General features: G+C 48.7%; 18 protein-coding genes. 7 read left to right on the top strand and 11 right to left on the bottom strand.

Annotated features, from left to right (window positions below):
* The first annotated feature begins 658 nt into the window (after nt 1–658).
* A complete protein-coding gene (gene ychF, locus OFAG_RS02855) occupies nt 659–1,750 on the top strand; it encodes a redox-regulated ATPase YchF (protein WP_005878870.1) in 1,092 nt (363 codons plus the stop codon).
* A gap of 54 nt (nt 1,751–1,804) precedes the next feature.
* Here the strand turns inward: ychF and OFAG_RS13210 are convergent, their stop codons facing one another.
* The 5 genes from OFAG_RS13210 to OFAG_RS02835 all read right to left on the bottom strand — a co-directional run bounded on the left by OFAG_RS13210 (nt 1,805) and on the right by OFAG_RS02835 (nt 6,063).
* On the bottom strand, nt 1,805–2,059 hold the full coding sequence (locus OFAG_RS13210) for a YfhL family 4Fe-4S dicluster ferredoxin (protein ID WP_005878867.1): 255 nt from the start codon (nt 2,057–2,059) through the stop codon (nt 1,805–1,807).
* A 42-nt stretch (nt 2,060–2,101) separates the two neighbouring features.
* Nucleotides 2,102–2,599: a pantetheine-phosphate adenylyltransferase gene (gene coaD, locus OFAG_RS02850; protein ID WP_005878865.1), complete on the bottom strand. Its 498-nt coding sequence runs from the start codon at nt 2,597–2,599 to the stop codon at nt 2,102–2,104.
* Between the two features lie 50 nt (nt 2,600–2,649).
* Nucleotides 2,650–3,285, bottom strand: a complete 636-nt coding sequence (gene rsmD / locus OFAG_RS02845) for a 16S rRNA (guanine(966)-N(2))-methyltransferase RsmD (protein WP_005878863.1) — start codon at nt 3,283–3,285, stop codon at nt 2,650–2,652.
* 40 nt (nt 3,286–3,325) lie between these two features.
* Entirely contained in the window at nt 3,326–4,594 is a 1,269-nt protein-coding gene (locus OFAG_RS02840; RefSeq protein ID WP_005878862.1) for a M16 family metallopeptidase, read from the bottom strand.
* 122 nt (nt 4,595–4,716) lie between these two features.
* On the bottom strand, nt 4,717–6,063 hold the full coding sequence (locus OFAG_RS02835; RefSeq protein ID WP_005878861.1) for a M16 family metallopeptidase: 1,347 nt from the start codon (nt 6,061–6,063) through the stop codon (nt 4,717–4,719).
* Between the two features lie 76 nt (nt 6,064–6,139).
* Here OFAG_RS02835 and ftsY point away from each other — a divergent pair, with 76 nt between their 5' ends.
* From ftsY to rpoH, 4 genes are all read left to right on the top strand, one after another.
* Nucleotides 6,140–7,204 (top strand): signal recognition particle-docking protein FtsY, encoded by a 1,065-nt coding sequence (gene ftsY, locus OFAG_RS02830; protein WP_005878860.1) that lies wholly within the window; start codon nt 6,140–6,142, stop codon nt 7,202–7,204.
* Nucleotides 7,205–7,215: 11 nt separating this feature from the next.
* Complete coding sequence (locus OFAG_RS02825; RefSeq protein WP_005878859.1) at nt 7,216–7,896, top strand: cell division ATP-binding protein FtsE; 681 nt, start codon at nt 7,216–7,218, stop codon at nt 7,894–7,896.
* Nucleotides 7,893–8,822 (top strand): cell division protein FtsX, encoded by a 930-nt coding sequence (locus OFAG_RS02820; protein ID WP_005878858.1) that lies wholly within the window; start codon nt 7,893–7,895, stop codon nt 8,820–8,822. The genes OFAG_RS02825 and OFAG_RS02820 overlap by 4 nt, the downstream gene beginning before the upstream one ends.
* A gap of 208 nt (nt 8,823–9,030) precedes the next feature.
* Nucleotides 9,031–9,930: an RNA polymerase sigma factor RpoH gene (gene rpoH, locus OFAG_RS02815; protein WP_005878857.1), complete on the top strand. Its 900-nt coding sequence runs from the start codon at nt 9,031–9,033 to the stop codon at nt 9,928–9,930.
* A gap of 31 nt (nt 9,931–9,961) precedes the next feature.
* Here rpoH and OFAG_RS02810 read toward each other — a convergent pair whose 3' ends face one another.
* On the bottom strand, nt 9,962–10,783 hold the full coding sequence (locus OFAG_RS02810) for a methyltransferase domain-containing protein (RefSeq protein ID WP_040719341.1): 822 nt from the start codon (nt 10,781–10,783) through the stop codon (nt 9,962–9,964).
* Nucleotides 10,784–11,053: 270 nt separating this feature from the next.
* Between OFAG_RS02810 and OFAG_RS02805 the strand changes: the two genes are divergently transcribed.
* Both OFAG_RS02805 and trmL read left to right on the top strand, forming a co-directional pair.
* Nucleotides 11,054–11,653: a ComF family protein gene (locus tag OFAG_RS02805; protein ID WP_005878855.1), complete on the top strand. Its 600-nt coding sequence runs from the start codon at nt 11,054–11,056 to the stop codon at nt 11,651–11,653.
* 1 nt (nt 11,654) lies between these two features.
* Nucleotides 11,655–12,125, top strand: a complete 471-nt coding sequence (trmL, locus tag OFAG_RS02800; protein WP_005878854.1) for a tRNA (uridine(34)/cytosine(34)/5-carboxymethylaminomethyluridine(34)-2'-O)-methyltransferase TrmL — start codon at nt 11,655–11,657, stop codon at nt 12,123–12,125.
* 54 nt (nt 12,126–12,179) lie between these two features.
* On the opposite strand, the gene dnaJ is transcribed toward trmL, so the two are convergent.
* The 5 genes from dnaJ to OFAG_RS02775 all read right to left on the bottom strand — a co-directional run bounded on the left by dnaJ (nt 12,180) and on the right by OFAG_RS02775 (nt 18,888).
* Nucleotides 12,180–13,319 carry a molecular chaperone DnaJ gene (gene dnaJ, locus OFAG_RS02795; RefSeq protein ID WP_005878853.1) on the bottom strand — a complete coding sequence of 380 codons (1,140 nt, stop codon included), beginning with the start codon at nt 13,317–13,319 and terminating at the stop codon, nt 12,180–12,182.
* A 181-nt stretch (nt 13,320–13,500) separates the two neighbouring features.
* On the bottom strand, nt 13,501–15,459 hold the full coding sequence (dnaK, locus tag OFAG_RS02790; protein ID WP_005878852.1) for a molecular chaperone DnaK: 1,959 nt from the start codon (nt 15,457–15,459) through the stop codon (nt 13,501–13,503).
* Between the two features lie 132 nt (nt 15,460–15,591).
* Nucleotides 15,592–16,152 carry a nucleotide exchange factor GrpE gene (grpE, locus tag OFAG_RS02785; RefSeq protein WP_005878851.1) on the bottom strand — a complete coding sequence of 187 codons (561 nt, stop codon included), beginning with the start codon at nt 16,150–16,152 and terminating at the stop codon, nt 15,592–15,594.
* A gap of 119 nt (nt 16,153–16,271) precedes the next feature.
* Nucleotides 16,272–17,924 carry a DNA repair protein RecN gene (recN, locus tag OFAG_RS02780; RefSeq protein ID WP_005878849.1) on the bottom strand — a complete coding sequence of 551 codons (1,653 nt, stop codon included), beginning with the start codon at nt 17,922–17,924 and terminating at the stop codon, nt 16,272–16,274.
* 73 nt (nt 17,925–17,997) lie between these two features.
* On the bottom strand, nt 17,998–18,888 hold the full coding sequence (locus OFAG_RS02775; RefSeq protein ID WP_005878848.1) for an NAD kinase: 891 nt from the start codon (nt 18,886–18,888) through the stop codon (nt 17,998–18,000).
* Nucleotides 18,889–19,112 lie beyond the last annotated feature (224 nt).

The following is a 19,112-nucleotide window of genomic DNA, read 5'->3' as shown; positions in this document are numbered from 1 at the left end:
CTGACAAGGTTCTTCTTTCGAAGTCCTTACTTTCTCTTGCGAACGTTTGTTTCTTTTTTACCTCTCAACAAACGTCCACACTTATCATCTGTTCTTTTTTAAAGATCGCTTCGTCTTACCACCCCTCCACTCTCCGATAAAGCGTTTTGTTTATCATCAGCAGAGAAACGAAATTATGTACCTCTTTTTATCACCTGTCAAGCCTTTTTTTGATTTATTTTACAAAACCTCCAAAAAACCTGACCTCTCCTCTCCTCTAACAGCTACCTACAAACCACCGTAAAGCAGAGAAACAAAATTATCTACCCCTATCACTCAACATGTCAAGACCCCTCCCCTCACATCCTATCCCCTCCCGTTGCTTTCTCGCACGCCCCCCCTATTTCCCCTACCCTTTAAACTTTCCACATCCCCTACACTACCATGTTCTCTATCCCGTCGGAGGCTACTACACTCCTGCTTCAGCATCCCCGGTGAATAGGCCTCTTTTCCACGTTAAACGGGTATTGGGATTTCCAGCGTAACTGCCCGTATCGGTATATCGTTACAGAAAATATGCAGACATTGACATCAAATGGAAAATTGATAAAGTGTTCGCCAGGCCTTTATTCATCGTGAAAGTCCTCTATTTTTCCAGACATTTTCAGAAAGTATCTTCATGAGTTTGAAATGCGGCATCGTCGGTTTGCCAAACGTCGGCAAATCTACTCTTTTCAATGCACTAACCAAAGCGGGCATCCCCGCCGAGAATTATCCATTCTGTACTATTGAACCCAACGTCGGGATCGTCGAAGTTCCCGATCCCAGACTGAACGAACTGGCCGCTATTGTAAAACCGGAAAGAATCCTGCCGGCCGTTGTCGAGTTCGTGGATATTGCCGGTCTTGTTGCGGGTGCCTCTAAAGGAGAAGGACTGGGCAACCAGTTTCTGGCACACATTCGGGAAACGGATGCTATCGTACAGGTCGTTCGCTGTTTTCAGAACGATAACGTCGTCCATGTGGCCGGCAAGGTTGATCCGTTAAGCGACATAGCCGTTATTCAGACTGAACTGGCACTGGCGGACCTGAATACAGTAGAAAAAGTCATTCAGCGTGAAATCAAAAAGGCCGGCTCGGGCAATAAGGAATCGGCCCGTCTGTGCGATTTGCTGGAAAAAGTAGCCGCCCATTTGAACAAGGCCGAACCTGTCCGCTCTATGGGGCTGGATAAAGAGCAAATGGAACTGCTCCGTCCCCTTTGCCTGATAACAGCCAAACCGACGATGTACGTCGCCAATGTGTCCGATGACGGGTTTACCAACAATCCTCTTCTTGATCAGCTGAAACACTACGCCGTCTCGCAAAACGCCCCTATTGTAACGATCTGTGCCGCTATTGAATCCGAAATCGTTGAATTGCCTGAAGAAGATCGTGCAGAGTTTCTTTCGGATATGGGCATGGAAGAACCCGGACTTAACCGTCTTATTCGCGCGGCTTTCAAGCTCTTAGGATTGCAGACTTATTTTACCGCAGGGGTCAAGGAAGTCCGCGCCTGGACAATTCATGCCGGCGATACGGCACCCAAGGCGGCCGGTGTTATTCATACCGATTTCGAACGCGGTTTTATTCGCGCCCAAACCATATCGTTCGAAGATTACATTGCATACAAGGGAGAAACAGGTGCCAAGGAAGCCGGCAAAATGCGTGCCGAGGGAAAAGACTACATCGTAAAAGACGGAGACGTGCTGAATTTCCTCTTCAATGTATAAAACAATCAGAAATCACAGCTATGTGAAAAACGGCTGTCTAAGACAGCCGTTTTTTTATGCCTTGCTTTCGCTCAGACGAATAAACTTTTCCATTAACTGAAGCGATGTTTCGACAAAATCGGGGTGATTGACGATGCAGTCCATCGGGCATACCTGCTTGCATTGGGGTTCCTCATAATGACCAACACATTCAGTGCATTTATTGACATCTATTTCGCATACTTTCCTTCCCAAAGTAATAGCTTCATTGGGACATTCCGGAACGCATATATCGCAGCAAATACAGTCTTTCGTAATTAATAACGCCATCTGTTCCTCAAACGACCTCCAGCCACATTCCGATCGGCCGGTTTATTCTTTTTTTTCCCTGATTTCAGTGACTTTTTTTCTGAGCCATTTTTCGACTGAAGGAAAAACGAATTTTGAAACGTCACCGCCAAGGAAAGCGATTTCGCGAACGATTGAACCCGAAATAAACTGGTACTGGTCTGAAGGCGTCATGAAAAGCGTTTCAGCTTCCGGCATCAGATAACGGTTCATTCCTGCCATTTGAAATTCATACTCGAAATCGGAAACGGCCCGCAAACCGCGAATAATAACGCTGGCATTGTGTTCCCTGACAAAATCTTTCAGCAATCCCGTAAAACTTTCCACTCTGACATTCGGGTAATGCTCCAGCACCTCTTTTGCAATGGCCATCCGCTCTTCCATAGAAAAAAAAGGCTTTTTCGTCCGGCTATCCGCTACACCGACAATCAGCTCATCAAACAGGCCTGAGGCACGACGAACCAGATCTTCATGCCCCCGCGTCAACGGATCAAATGTTCCAGGATAAACAGCAATAACCATTTTTTACTCTTTCAGAATTGCAACACCCGTATATTACCTCAAGATATGCATCATGCCTTCATTTCAAGCAGATGATAACAGACCTGTCCGGCCTTGCCGGCGCGGATGATTTGTAAATTCAACACATCGCCAGGCACCCACAAGCGCAGTGTTTCAGGAGTCACTTTCTTATCTGCTTCAATGTAAATCAGCCCGCTTTTTGTTAATAAATTGATACATTGGGGTAAAACAAGCGACAGAAAATCTTTCTGAAAGGGAGGATCAAGAAATATCAGATCAAACCGCTTGCCCGCACGAGCGAACTCCCCTGCGATCTTAACGGCATCTGCAGGAAGAACCGTGATCTGCCCGGCGCCCAGTTTTTCCTTGACAAGCTGTAAGCGGGAACAGGCTTTTTTGTCTTCCTCAACCATTGTCACTTTGGAAATGCCTCTGCTGGCAGCCTCAAAACCGAGAGCCCCTGTTCCCGCAAACAGATCCAGACAACTCATTTGTCCGAAAGCGCTTCCGCGCAAATGCGTTAACCAGTTAAACAATGTCTCCCGAACGCGGTCAGGAGTCGGGCGCAAACCGGCTACATCAGGAACGGCAAGTGGAGTCCGTTTCCACAAACCGCCTGTAATACGGATTTTATGGCTTGCTGACCCGGCAGAAGAAAGTTTTCGTTCGTTTTTATCGCGGATCATCGTAACAAAACTCCAGAATCATTTTAACCAGGCAGATGTGTCAATTCCCAACAATGACTGTAACCATTTTCTCTGTCGAGAGTTTCCGGTTCATGGCCGCTTTTACATCCTCCGCCGTTACCCGTTTGACATTTGCTGTCCATGTATCGAGATAATTGAGCGGCAACCGATAGTAACCGATCAGGGAAATCAATTCCAGAACCTTGCGATTGTTATCCATTTGCATGGCAAAGCTGTTTACCAGATGGTCTTTCGCCGACTGCAGTTCTGCCGCTGTCGGTCCTTCTTTCAAAAACGTATCCAGCGTTGAATGGGTCACTTTCAAGGCGTCATCGGCCTGTTTTTTTTCCGTTTGCAAACCGACGATAAAAGGCCCTTCCTGCAACATAGGCTGAAACTTGCTGTACACACTGTAGGACAATCCTCTTTTTTCCCGGATTTCCTGCATGAGGCGGGAAGAAAAACCGCCACCTCCCAAAATGTAATTGCCGACAGTCAAAGCGAAAAAATCGGTGTCACCCCGTCTGACGGCAGGCATACCGAGCAAAACGTGCGCCTGTGTCGCGGGATGGGAAACAGCTTCAGTTTTCCCGAAAGTTGTTTTAACGATAGGAAGCGCCGGCAATTCCTGATGTGATATGGGCAAATCCCGGCTGATTTCCGCCGCGATTTCTCTGGCGCGTTCTTTGTCAATATCACCGACAATACTGATAACGGCACGATTGGCAACATAATGCGTTTTATGAAAACTGACCAGATCATCACGCGTAATTGAAACAACCGATTCCGGTGAGGGGCTTTTTCCATATGGATGATCGTGGTAAATATCCTGTTTGAAAGTTTTCACGGCAATCGCTTCAGGACGCGTCATTTCCTCCTTGATAGAGGCGACAAGCCGCATCTTGTCACGTTCGAGCAGTTCCTCTGGAAAAGATGGCGTCGCCAGAAGCCGCGACATCAATTCTATGGCTTTTTTGGATTCAGCCTGATCCGACAATACCCGCAATGTATAACCTGCCCGATCCATGGTGATTTTACTGCTGCGCAAAGCGCCTGTATCAGCAAAGGTATCGAGTATTTTCGATTCGCTGACGCCATCGCCGTATATCGGTAAAATCCCCTTGTCCAGCGATCCGTTTGTCAAGACGGCGAGACCGTTTTTTCCTTCAGGATCACGCCGTGATCCGGCATCAAATTCAACACTGATATCCAGGACAGGAATGGCATGCGTTTCGACAAACAGCACTTTTGAACCGTTTTCCGTCATCCATTGCTGAATCGGCAAAGCTGCCAGAGCAGGACTGCCCATGCACAAACTGAAGAACACGCCGAGAAAAAGGAAACAGCTGGACTTTCTTACTCCGACTCTCTGAAGAATTCTTCTTTTTATCCCAAGCGATAACATATTCATCATCCATTCCACGCGAAAATTCATTCAACCGCTTTATCCGGCAAAGCGACCGGAACCAGAGTAGCGACCGTCAAGGAATCGTCCGAAAAATATTTCCGGGCTACCTGTTGAACCTGTTCGGGCGTAACCGCTTTCAGTTTTTCAATAATCCGGTCAATCTGTTTTTGTCCAATGCCGTTCATCTCGAAAACCCCGATTTCCATCGCCTGTCCGAACATGGAGTCTCTCTTGTAAATCTGGGAAGAAATCAGTTGCATTTTCACCCTTTCCAATTCCTGCGGCGAAATACCGTTTTTCGCAATCTCTGAAATTTCCCGCTTCAAACGTTTTTCCAACTCCTCGACAGAAATGCCGCGCGTCGGTGTTCCTTCCAGCACGAAAAGAGCTGGGCCGCGTGAAAGAGCGGAATAATCCGCTCCGACCGATACTGCCATCTGTTCCTGGCGTACCAGCGAAGCAGAAAGACGTGCATTGTCATAACCATCCAGCACAGTTGCCAGCACATCGAGGGCGTAAACATCCTCATCCTTTTCCACATCCCTCAATGCCGGAACCTTGTATGCCAAAACGACCAGCGGATTTTCTGCAGGCGCTGAAACCGCTACACGCTTTACACCCCGCTGCACGGGTTCCACCTGAGGCTTGGCAGAAGCGATTTTCTTCGGTCTGATTTTCCCAAAATATTTCTCGGCCATTTTCCTGACATTGCGGGCGTCTACATCCCCCACAACAACCATTGTCGCGTTATTCGGCGCATACCATTTTTCATACCAGTTTCTGGCATCGTCAACCGTCATATTCTGCAAATCGTTCATCCAGCCTATGACCGGCCAGTGATATGGATGAGCGACGAATGCTGCGGCGCGCAAAGCCTCATCGACTCGCCCTTCCGGCTGATCATCTGTTCGCCAGCGCCGCTCTTCCATTACGACCCTGATTTCTTTCTGGAAGTCCTTTTCCTTGAATTGCAGATTGCTCATGCGATCGGCTTCCATTTCCATCACTTTTTCAAGACTGTCTCGTGGAATCTGCTGAAAATAAGCCGTGTAATCCGTGTTGGTAAAAGCATTGTCTTTGCCACCCAGTTTGGCTACTGTTTTACTCAGGCTGCCTTCCGGGTATTTCGGTGTTCCCTTGAACATCATGTGTTCAAGAACATGCGCGACGCCAGTCGTTCCATTCGTTTCATCCATTGATCCCGCGCGATACCAGACCATATGCACCGCAACCGGTGCACGATGATCTTCCTTGACGACGACTTTCATTCCATTTTCAAGATAGAACTCTTTCGCCGGTTCGGCATGCAGTCCGTTTTGTACCCAGAACAGGACAAACATCAGACCAAAGAGGATTTTTCGAATTTTCATATTTCCAGCTCTGCTAAAATGATAACTTCAATAGGCTTTTGAATTTGCTCCCGACTTCAGCTTACTATGGATTCCCATGTTTAGTTTTTTCAAAAAGAAAACCGGTACCCTAAAGACAGAAGAAGAAATCAGCAAACCGGTTTTGCCGGACGAATCCGCTGATATAGCCGACTCTCCGGAACTTTCCGAACAGGTTGCTGCCAATATAGAGACTTCCCCTACACTTGCCAAGCCGGAAGAGGAAAAAAAACAGTCGTGGCTGAGTCGCCTCAAAGCAGGACTGGCCAAAACATCGGCCAATCTGAACATATTCGGTGGAACCACGATTGATGAAGAACTGTTTGAAGAACTTGAAACGGCATTGATCGTTTCAGATGTCGGGCTTCCGGCTACCGAATATCTTCTCGATTCGCTTAGAAAAAAAGTAAAAGAAGAACGATTGACGCACCCGGCGGAAATTAAAACCGAACTGGCAAAACTTTTGACCGATTTGTTGATTCCGCTGCAAAAAAGCCTTGAAATTGGTCGCCATACCCCATTAATCGTCATGATGGCAGGCGTAAACGGCGCCGGAAAAACAACCACTATCGGCAAACTGGCAAAGCACCTGCAAAACAACGATCAAACCGTTTTGCTGGCGGCTGGCGACACTTTTCGTGCCGCGGCAAGGGAACAGCTTGCCGTCTGGGGCGACCGTAACAAAATTACCGTTATCGCGCAGGAATCCGGCGATCCGGCCGCTGTCGCTTTCGATGCCGTTCAATCCGCCAAGGCGAAAGGCATCAATGTTGTCATGGTCGATACAGCCGGCCGTTTGCCTACCCAGTTACATCTGATGGAAGAACTCAGGAAAGTGAAACGGGTCATCGGCAAAGGCATGGAAGAAGCACCTCACGAAATAATACTGGTCATAGATGGCAACACTGGCCAGAATGCTCTGGCGCAAGTCAAGGCATTCGATGAAGCATTGGGTCTCACAGGACTCATTGTTACCAAACTTGATGGAACACCCAAGGGGGGCATTCTGGCAGCGATTGCAAAAAACCATCCGGTACCTGTTTATTTTATCGGTGTGGGAGAAAAGATCGACGATTTGCAGCCGTTTGTCGCTGAAGAATTTTCCAATGCATTGCTGAGCTAGAAATGAATGCCATGATTCAGTTTCAAAACGTGTCCAAGTGTTATCCCGACAATATTGTCGCTGTACAGGACATCAATTTGACTATTGAACAAGGCGAATTCGTTTTTCTAGCCGGCCCTTCCGGAGCCGGAAAATCGACTTTGCTGAAAATGATTGCCGCCATCGAACGGCCGGATACAGGAACATTGCAGGTCAACGGACAGGAAATCGGACAGATCAAATCTGCCGGGATTCCTTTTTTGAGGCGTAATCTCGGACTGATCCTCCAGCAGCAAAGCCTGTTGCGCGACAGGACTATCCTGGAAAACGTTATGTTGCCTCTGTTCGTAACGGGAACGCCAAAATCTGAAGCAGAATCCCGTGCGCTGGCCGCACTGGAAAAAGTCGGTTTGCCGGATCGTGCCTTTTCGCTACCTCCTTCCCTGTCAGAAGGTGAACAGCAACGGGTTGCTGTGGCACGCGCCATTGTCAACAGACCTCAAATCATTCTTGCCGATGAACCGACCGCCAATCTTGACCGTGCCAATGCAAGCAGAGTGCTTGAAGCGCTCACTTTTTTCCAGTCAGCTGGCGTAACATGTATTATCGCTACCCACGACGAACAGCTTTTCACAAAAGCCGACCGTATCGTTTTTCTTGATCGCGGCAGGCTAAGGCATACTGCTTCCTCTGCGAAGGGTAAACAAGCATGAATATCTGGTTCAGACACCACATCACGGCAATCCGTCATGCCCTTGCCCAGTTTCTCCGCTCTCCCGGACACTTTTTTTTCAATATTCTTGTCTTGTCCATGACACTGGCACTGCCATTTGGAGGCCTTACCCTTCTCGATAATGTCCAGTCTGTCACCGAGCAGTTGTCCGTTTCTCCGGAAATCAGCCTCTTCATAAAACAGGATACCAGTCGTGAAAATGCCGTGGCGCTGGAAACATCAATCGACAAAATATTGCATGATGCCGGTCAGAAAGCCGAAATCGTTTTCATCTCCCGGGAAACTGCGCTTGATTCGCTTCAGAAAAAAACGGGACTGAATGACATCGTGGATTCGCTCGGGCGAAATCCGCTGCCCGACTCCTATGTTGTCCGTCTTTCCGAGAATACATCCAATACGGTGCTTTCGGCGCAAATGGAAGCGGTTGCCGCCCAGTTACAAAAACTTCCTGTCGTGGACAAGGTCCAGATCGATTCCGCCTGGACAAAACGGCTGGCCGCACTTCTTGGTGTCCTGAGAATGGGACTCCTTTTCCTGGCCGTCGTTTTAAGTGTCGTGGTCATCGTCGTTACTTTCAACACTATCCGTTTGCAAGTTCTGATGCACCTGGATGAAATCACCCTTGCCTGGCATGTTGGAGCGAGCAGGGCTTACATTCGCCGTCCTTTTTATTACATGGGAATATTCCTGGGGCTTTTTTCAGGCTGTTTTGCCCTCCTGTTGATTGATTTGAGCCTTTATCCATTCAATTCAGCCATCCATGAATTGACCCGACTTTACGGTTCGGATTTTCAGTTGACACCCCTGGATCCTCTTCTATCGGTTATTTTGCTACTTGCAAGCGCAACTCTGGGTTGGTTGGGCGCGCTTCTGTCGGTAAACAGACAACTGAGAAAAATTTATTGACTGTTCCATAAAAGCCGCTCCCTCTTCACGCACGCGCGAATCCAGTGATATTAAACAAATATCTATTTTTTATTTGTCCTAGTATAAAAGCCTTCCACTGAATTCTGCTTTTTGCTGTAAACCGAACATTATTAGCACTCTCTTCAGAAGAGTGCTAAAATAATACCTATTAATAAATTCCACATTAAGTGAATACCAAGGAGAAAGAATGAACGCAAAGTCCGCACAAACATCGTTTATGCCGGTCAGCAGTCATGCTTTGGCTCCAGCTTTTACCGGTTCGCTTGGCAATATCGAAGCATATATCGCTGAAGTCAACCGCTTGCCGATACTGACACTGGAACAGGAAACTGATCTTGCCTTGCGTTACCGCGAACGCAACGATCTTTCCGCAGCACAGGAACTTGTCTTGTCCCATTTGCGTCTGGTTGTATCCATTGCGCGCAATTATCTTGGGTACGGTCTTCCTCATGCCGACCTGATACAGGAAGGCAATATCGGTCTGATGAAGGCAGTAAAACGCTTTGATCCGGGCATGGGCGTGCGCCTGGTATCATATGCCATCCACTGGATCAAGGCTGAAATCCATGAATACATTCTCAGAAACTGGAGAATGGTAAAAATAGCGACGACCAAAGCACAACGCAAGCTGTTTTTCAATTTGCGCAGCCATAAAAACGGACTGGACTCCATGACAAGAGCACAAATCCGTTCTCTTGCAGAAAAGCTGAATGTCAAGGACGAAGAAGTCGCCGAAATGGAAACGCGACTGAACGGTCACGATATTGCGCTGGAAACACAGCACGACGACGATGACGATAATTTCGCACCGATCGCTTATTTGTCTTCTGAACAAACGGAACCGGCTTCTATTCTGGAAGCCAGACAAAACGACCGTATGCAGTCAGAAGGATTAGCCGAAGCGCTCGCAAAACTCGACCCGCGTTCCCGTCGTATTGTCGAAGCGCGATGGTTGAACAGCGACGACGGCAACAGCGCAACACTGCATGCTCTCGCAGCGGAATTCGGTGTTTCGGCCGAAAGAATCCGCCAAATCGAAGCGGCCGCTCTGAAAAAAATGAAAAATACGTTGACCGCTTACAGTTAAAAGGTGCTTCACGCACCTTTTAACTTTCCCTTCACCTGAAAATGCTGACGATTTTTTCTTCGCCCATCCACTGCGCTTCCTTGAACGCATGCGCGTAGATTACTTCGAACCGGAGCACCAGAGCACCATTATGTGTGCGTCGGGCATTCAGATTTTCCAGCAATTTTTCATGCTGGCGCTTGCCAGATAAACCCTTTGGACGGTCAGCAAGAGGATTACCCCCCAGGGCACGCACATCGGCCAGCAATTTTTCGGCACTTGTATAGGTGACATCAATCCATTCCCGTTCAAGAACAGGCGCGGAAAAACCGGCGGCAACCAGCCGATTTCCGATATCGTGCATACTGTTGAACGGAAGCACATGCGAATAGCGATCGATCCCGGCAAAAGATTTCCGTAAATCCTCAAGGGTCTGTGAACCGAAACAGGAAAAAATCAGCAAGCCATCCGGACCCAACGCCCGTTCCCATTCGCCGAAAACCCCTGTAATGTCTTCATGCCAGTGCAAAGCCAGATTGGACCAGATCATATCGAAAGTGGAACGTCCAAAAGGAAGCAAACCGAAATCTCCGCAAACATTATCCACTTTGCCATTCGTCTGTTTGCCAGCGTAAACCAGCATTTCCAGGGAAGCGTCTATTCCCACAACCTGCGCTACAGGAAAACGGTCGGAAAGAAATACCAGATCGCAGCCATCGCCGCATCCCCCGTCCAGTATCCGGATCGGGTTGATCTTCATGACAGCCAGCCGTTCCCGCATTCGATTGGCTACCTCGCGCGTCAAAAAACGGGAATTTTCCGCTTTGGCATGATTTTCAAACAAAGACCGGACTCTCCGCAATTCAATAGGCATACAATTCTCTTGTTTGGAAAACAATGAAATTGCCAGTGTAACGAAATGACGCTGAATTGCATTGACGTAAAAACAGATTCGACAAACAGAACAAAACCAAGTATGAATTTCAATCTTTCCCACTGTTTTGCCGTTTTAACCGGTCTCCTTGGAAAAACCGCTCATCCCTGCGCATTATGTTATTCGCCCGGTTCAAATGGAATTTGTGATCGGTGTCGCCAACACTATTTGCACGATCAATCGCTACGCTGTCATTGTTGTGGGAACAGCTTGCCTCATTCTGCGCCTGATCCAAACTTTCTCCTTTGTGGAGAGTGTCTCGAGCATACTCCCTCCTTTGACGAGACCGTTGTCGCCGTCAATTACGAGCCTCCGCTTGATCAACTGGTGCACTTGCTTAAATTCCAATACCGGCTGGCATTGGCTCCTTTAATGGGAAAACTGATCTATCAGGCTACTGTAAAATCCGGCAGATCCTCCGGTTTGCGCCCTGACTTCATTATTGCGGTACCCCTCGGTAAAACCCGTCTCATTGAACGCGGTTTTAACCAATCCCATGAAATTGCGAAAAAACTTGCCAAACTGATGAAAATCCCGCTTCTGTCTGATCTGGTCTATCGAAACCGGGAAACAGAAAAACAATCGACCGTTTCGTTTCAGGAAAGAAAAAAGAACGTCCATAACGCTTTCGACCTTGCTGAAACTGGCCGCTTTTCCATAAAGGAAAAACATATCGGAATCGTTGATGATGTCATGACGACCGGACACACACTTGAAGAAATTGCCCGTTTGCTGAAAAAATCGGGAGCGAAGCGGGTCACCAATTTCGTTTTCGCACGAACGCTCCCGAAAACATTACAGGAGAATTGAAGTGTTCCATGTTGTACTGGTTGAACCGGAAATACCGCCGAATACCGGCAACATCATCCGTCTGTGCGCCAATACAGGCGCACAACTGCACCTGATCGAACCACTGGGTTTTCCTCTGGACGATGCAAAAATGCGCCGGGCCGGCCTCGACTATCACGAGTTCGCGAAGATAAAAGTCTATTCCAGCTGGTCTGACTTCCTTCAGAAAATGTCGCCAGACCCTTCCCGTATGTTTGCCCTGACCACGCATGGGAGCCCCTGTTTTTCAAAAACATCTTTCCACGCAGGAGACCTGTTTGTTTTCGGGTCGGAAACCAAGGGCTTGTCGTTAGAAATACATCGTTTTTTTCCGGAAGGCCACCAGATCCGGCTTCCGATGCGGCCTCATAACCGAAGCCTGAATCTGTCCAACAGCGTTGCCATCGTCGTCTATGAAGCTTGGCGGCAGAACGGATTTGCCGGTGGCATATAAATTAAAAGCCCGGTTTTGGCGAGCAACCAAAACCGGGCCTTGAAAAAAAGCCACTTAACGGAACAAACCTTTCACCTTATCCATCCAGGCTTTTGCCTGAGGAGTGTGTCTGGCGCCGCCGTCAACGATCAGTTTGTCGAATTCGCGCATCAATTCTTTTTCCCGGTCAGTCAAATTGACAGGCGTTTCGATTTTCACGTGGCAAAACAGATCGCCGGGCTGTGCAGACCGAACGCCCTTGATTCCTTTTCCTCTCAGCCGGAATGTCTTGCCGGTTTGCGTGCCCGCAGGAACGTTGAAAGCGACACGATTGTTCAACGTCGGCACTTCGATTTCCCCGCCCAGTGCGGCAATGCCGAAAGAGATGGGAATTTCACAATGCAAATCGTCGCCTTCCCGTCTGAAAACCGGATTCGGCAAAATGCGAATCTCGACATACAAATCGCCAGGGGGCCCCCCGTTCTGACCTGGTTCACCGTTTCCGGCAGAGCGTATCCGCATGCCATCGTCGATACCGGCTGGTATCTTGACTTCAAGCGTTTTGTTACGCCTGATTTTTCCTGCCCCATGACATGTCGGACACGGTTCCTTGATCATCTTGCCAGTGCCGTGACAGGTCGGACAGGGTTGCTGAAGACTGAAAAATCCCTGCTGCATTCTGACCTGCCCCTGACCGTTACAGGTTGTACAAGTCATTGGCGAAGTTCCCGGTTTCGCCCCTGAACCATGGCAGGTTTCACAATTATCCCACGAGGGAACCCGAATGGTTTTGGTACTGCCTTTAGCCGCTTCTTCAAGCGTGATATCCAGATTGTAACGAAGATCTGCTCCCCGATACATCTGTGGGCCAGCGCTTCTCTGCCCTCTTCCGCCACCCCCAAAAATGTCGCCAAAAATATCACCGAAAGCATCAGCGAAATCGGCGCCGCCGGGAGCGCCACCCGGGTGCCCTCCCATATTCATGTTGGGATCAACACCGGCATGACCGAACCTGTCATACGCTTCGCGCTTGTGTTCGTCCGACAGAACTTCGTACGCTTCCTTGACTTCCTTGAACTTGTCTTCAGCTGTTTTGCTATCGGGATTGCGATCAGGATGATACTTCATCGCCAGCTTGCGATAAGCCTTCTTGATTTCATCATCCGAGGCGTTTTTGGCAACCCCTAAAACATCGTAAAAATCTCGCTTTGCCATCTTGTCCACGTTATAAAAAGCGATTCAGCATAATCAGAATGTGCTAAATACCATTATCGTTACCCAAAAGGATCAGGCTGGCATCCGTTGAACATGTCTGAAACGGTCAAACAGAACGCCGAGCAGAAGATCCGTCTGGAACCGATCATTTCTGCCCGGCGAACAAAGACCCGAAAACCAATCAGTCTTTGTCTTTGACTTCCTTGAAGTCTGCATCGACGACATCGTCACCCAGTTCCGGTTCCGGATCCGCACCAGCGCCAGCACCGGCCGCTCCTGCTCCGGACGCACCGGCAGCGGCTCCTGCCTGCGCCTGCTGATCGGCATAAATTGCCTCGCCCAGTTTCTGCGCCACAGTCGTCAAGGCGCCCATCTTCGAATCGATTGCGGCCTTGTCGTCACCTTTCAGGACTTCTTCAAGATCCTTGATGGCATTTTCAATCGTTTCCTTGGTTGCCGAATCCACTTTGTCGCCGTGCTCTTCAAGCGATTTGCGCGTTGTATGAACCAGTGCATCGCCCTGATTGCGCGCTTCGGTCAGTTCGCGGATCTTGTGATCTTCCGCCGCATTCAATTCCGCGTCTTTGATCATACGCTGAATTTCGTCTTCCGAAAGACCTGAATTGGCCTTGATGGTAATCGTGTTTTCCTTGCCGGTTGCCTTGTCTTTGGCGCTGACATGCAAAATACCATTGGCATCGATGTCGAAGGTCACTTCGATTTGCGGCATACCGCGCGGTGCTGCCGGAATACCTTCCAGATTGAACTCGCCAAGAGCCTTGTTGCCGGCAGCCATTTCGCGTTCACCCTGATAAACCTTGATGGTAACCGCAGGCTGATTGTCTTCAGCTGTCGAGAATATCTGGCTGAACTTGGTTGGAATCGTCGTGTTCTTCTGGATCATTTTGGTCATGACCCCACCCAGTGTTTCAATACCCAGCGACAAGGGAGTCACATCCAGAAGCAACAGATCCTTGCGATCGCCAGAAAGAACCGAACCCTGCAATGCAGCACCCACCGCTACAGCCTCATCAGGATTGATATCCTTGCGGGGTTCCTTGCCGAAAAACGCCTTCACTTTTTCCTGAACAGCTGGCATACGGGTCATACCGCCAACCAGAATGACATCGTCGATATCCGAAACGCTCAAGCCCGCATCCTTCAGCGCGATACGACAAGGCTCAATCGTCTTGTCAATCAGACCTTCAGCAAGCGATTCCAGTTTTGCACGAGTCAGTTTCATATTCAGATGAACCGGAGCGCCGTTGGCCATTGCAATATACGGTTCATTGATTTCAGTCTGTTGTGAAGAAGAGAGTTCGATTTTGGCTCTTTCCGCCGACGCCTTGATCCGTTGCAATGCAATAGGATCTTTTTTCAGATCGATACCATTGATCTTTTTAAATTCGTCAATAATGAAATCGATAATGCGCTGATCGAAATCTTCACCGCCCAGGAAAGTATCGCCATTGGTGGACAACACTTCGAATTGCTTGTCGCCATCCAGATCGGCAATTTCAATAATCGAAATATCGAAAGTACCGCCACCCAGATCGTAAACGGCAATTTTCTTGTCTCCCTTGCCGGCCTTGTCCAGACCGAAAGCCAGTGCAGCTGCCGTCGGTTCGTTAATGATCCGTTTGACATCCAATCCGGCAATACGGCCCGCATCCTTGGTTGCCTGACGCTGTGCATCGTTAAAATAGGCTGGAACGGTAATAACGGCCTCGGTGACTTCTTCGCCAAGATAATCTTCGGCCGTTTTCTTCATCTTGCGCAATACTTCGGCGGAAACCTGCGGCGGCGCCAGTTTTTTGTCGTTAAGAACGGAAACCCATGCATCGCCATTGTCAGCCTTGATAATGGAAAAAGGCATAATAGGGATATCCCGCTGAACCTCAGGATCGTCGAATTTCCGGCCGATCAGGCGCTTGATGGCATAAAGCGTATTTTTCGGATTGGTGACGGCCTGGCGCTTGGCCGGAGCGCCCACCAGAATTTCGCCATCATCGAGATAAGCGATGATGGACGGAGTTGTACGGGCACCTTCCGAATTTTCAACCACTCTGGGCTGTCCGCCTTCGATAACGGCAACACAGGAATTCGTCGTTCCCAGGTCAATACCGATGATTTTTGACATATTGTTATCCTTTCAATACCTTAATTTTTTTGGAATCGGAAATGAAACATCCAAGCGACTGTCCGTTTCAATACTTTTGTTTGATCATTCCAATCCGTTACTGTTCCTCAGATAGGGATATTTTTTGAAATTTCAAGACTTCTTTGGAGCGGCCACGATAACCACAGCAGGTCTTAACAAACGGTCTGCAAGGGTATAGCCTTTTTGCAAAACGGAGACGACCGTATTGGGTTCCTGATCCGCCTCGACCATGGAAATAGCCTGATGTTTCATGGGATCGAGTTTTTCTCCCGGTTCGGGAACGATCTCGAAAATCCTGTTCTGTTCAAAAACCTGATTCAACTGCCGAAGTGTCGCATCAACCCCTTCCTTGATGGAATCCACTGACGGAACATCGGTTTTCATGGCCATTTCAAGACTGTCCTTGACAGCGACCATTGACTGGGCAAAATTTTCGATGGCAAATTTATGAGCCTTTGCAATGTCTTCCTGAGCACGTCTCCGGATATTTTCACCTTCAGCCTTGGCACGCAAAAAAGCATCCTGCATTTCAGCAGCCTGTTTTTCAGCCTTCGCCAGTTTCGTTTCCAGCGAATCTTCTCTCCCTTCTTGAGTCTCGACAGGTTCATCAGACATCTTTTGTTCATCTGGCGTCGTTTCCAGATTTTCGTTTTCCGGGTTCTGGTTTTGCACAGTTTCCTCCACGTGGATAATTCTCGATCAATACAGGATGGGGATGATCCATATAATTTCAAGCCTCGGAAATAAAATATTTCCCTTTACTGAGAATCATCAAGGAACAGCGAAAAGCTTTACCGCTTCAGCATTTCGCGGGCATGATTCAATGTCGCTTCCGTTATTTCAACCCCACCCAGCATTCGTGCAATTTCAACGACCCGTTCCCTGTCATCAAGTGCTTTAATACGGGAAACCGGATGGCTGATATGATCGACACGGGTTTTACTGACGTGAAAATGCTGCGTCGCCTGACTGGCGACCTGCGGCAAATGAGTGACACACAAAACCTGATGTTCTTTCCCAAGCCGTTTCAGCAATTGGCCGACAACTTCCGCCACTGCCCCGCCTACACCGGAATCGACTTCGTCGAATATCAAAGTCGGCGTAGCAGTCGCTCGCGATGCAATGACAGAAATGGCAAGAGAAATACGGGCAAGTTCGCCTCCCGATGCGACTTTCGCCAAAGGCCGCAAATTTGTCCCTGCATGCCCTGCAACCAGAAACTCCACCTGATCCGTACCATAAGCACGCGCGTCCCCGGCATTGATCTCGACGGCAAAACGCCCTCCGGACATATGCAGGTCTTCCATAACAGCGGTAACAGCGTCGCCCAGTTCTTTTCCAGCCTGCCGGCGTTTTGAAGAAATACTTTTTGCCAGACTGAAATACTCATCCCTTGCGTGAATTTCCTGTTTCCGCAATTCCGCAAGACTGGACGATTTTTCATATCGCAACAACAGATTTTTCCTGTTTTCCAGTTCTTCAGGCAGTGATTCCGGCTGAATCTTGAATTGACGCGCTGCCGAATGAAGCGCTTCAAGACGTTTCTCAACCGTTTGAAGCAGCGCCGGATCGAGATCGGTACGCGACAGGTAATCCCTGAGCCCGTAAGCCGCTTCCTGAAGCTGGATTCGTGCCGATTCGAGCAACTCGACAATCGGCGCCAGTTTGTCGTCGATATCGGCCAGTCTGGACAACTTTTGCACCAGAACGCCCAGTCTGGACAACACAGGAGAATCGGATTCGGACAGCTCGTTCAGTGTTTCGCCCGCCCCTTCGATCAGACTGGCAGCATGTGAAAGCCGGTCATAATCGTTATTGACCAATTCCCACTCTCCTGCTTTCGGCCCCAGTCTTTCGAGTTCGCCGACCTGCCATTCGAGACGTTCTTTTTCCGCCTGCCTCTTTTCCGAATCCGTTTCGGCTTCATGAATTTTCACAAGCAGTGACTGCCAAACCTTGTAAAGTGCGGCGAGTTTCTCCACATCTTGCTCCAGGCCGGCATGCCTGTCCAGCAGATTGCGCTGTTCATCCGCCTTCAGTAACGACTGATGCGCGTTTTGTCCATGAATATCGATCAGCAATGCAGCCAGCTCACGCATCTGCGAAGTCGTCACGGAAACGCCATTGACAAATCCTCTCGACCGTCCCGAACAGTCTATCGTTCTGCGCATGAGCACGCTGTCTTCCTCGCATTCGATGTCATTGGTTCGCAGCCATTCGACAATGGCATCGCTAACGGAAAATTCGGCGCATATATCTGCCTTGCCGGCACCTTCGCGGATCATACCCGAATCACCGCGCCCGCCCAGTGTCAAATGCAGGGCATCAATCAGAATGGATTTGCCAGCTCCGGTTTCACCTGTCAATGCCGAGAATCCGGACGCGAAATCCAGCTCAAGCGAATCGACAATGACAAAATCGTGTACCGTCAGAGTACGAAGCATGGCAATCTCGTGAAGAAATTCAGATCAGGTTCAAAAGCATACATCGATTATCAGAACGCTTTCCCGAAAAAACTCAATCGACTTTTTCGCGCCGTGAAATCTCGTTCCAGTGCAATTTGTTACGGAGCGTATCGTAGTAACTCCATCCCATCGGATGAAGGAAAGTGATCGTATCGGCCGAACGCTTGATAAAAATCCTGTCTGAAATTCTCAGGCTTGCAAAAGATTGCGAATCGAAATTGATACTGGGCTGGTTCGCTTCAACCACCTCAACAACAATTTCACTGGTATCGGGAATTACAATCGGTCTGTTGGACAAGGTATGAGGCGCAATCGAAACAAGAACGATCCCACCCAGATTCGGATGCAGCATGGGACCGCCCGCAGACAGGGAATAAGCGGTCGATCCCGTAGGTGTTGAAATAATCAGCCCATCGGAACGTTGCTGATACATGAAGTGGCCATCCACATGCACCCGCAAATCGATCATCCCCGATCCGCCGCCACGCGAAATAACGATATCGTTGAACGCGATCGAATGATGAATCGTTTCCCCGGATCGGATAATAGACCCCTCAATGAGGAAACGCTGTTCGGAAACATATTTGCCCTTCAGCATCTTGTCCAGAACCAGAAGCATCCGGTTCAGTGGAATATCCGCCATAAAGCCGAGATGGCCATGATTGATCCCGATCAGTGGAACACTGTAAGGCGCCAATTGCCGTGCAATGCCCAACATAGTTCCGTCACCGCCAATGACAATGGCGGCTTCAGCCTGCGCACCGATCTCTTCCAGATTCATCGAGGTAATACCCGGAAGCGAGATATTGGACGCTGTTTCGGATTCATATACTACAGTGTGGCCAGCTTCAACCAGAAAGCTGGCGACCTTTTCCATCGACTGGATAATACTGCTGATATACACCCTGGAGACGAGTGCGAAAATTTTCTTTTTAGTCTGCATTTTTATCTGAGGATGAGCTGCTAACGTTTTCAGATTACACCAAAAAATCCGATCTGAAACACAAAATTATTGTCAAACCAACAGTCCGGGCCATGAAACTGTCATTTTCATCCCGTATCAGCATACAGGAAGGCTGAAAGTAGAGGCTTTCCCACCTGATTTTACACTGTAATAAAAGCGGAATTGAAAATGCTGCGCCATTATTTACAAACAAAACGGAATGG

It is taken from the genome of Oxalobacter paraformigenes (genome assembly GCF_000158475.2).
GTDB lineage: Bacteria > Pseudomonadota > Gammaproteobacteria > Burkholderiales > Burkholderiaceae_D > Oxalobacter > Oxalobacter paraformigenes.
The sequence above is the reverse complement of the archived record's forward strand: the minus strand, read 5'-3'. Positions and strand labels throughout refer to the sequence as shown.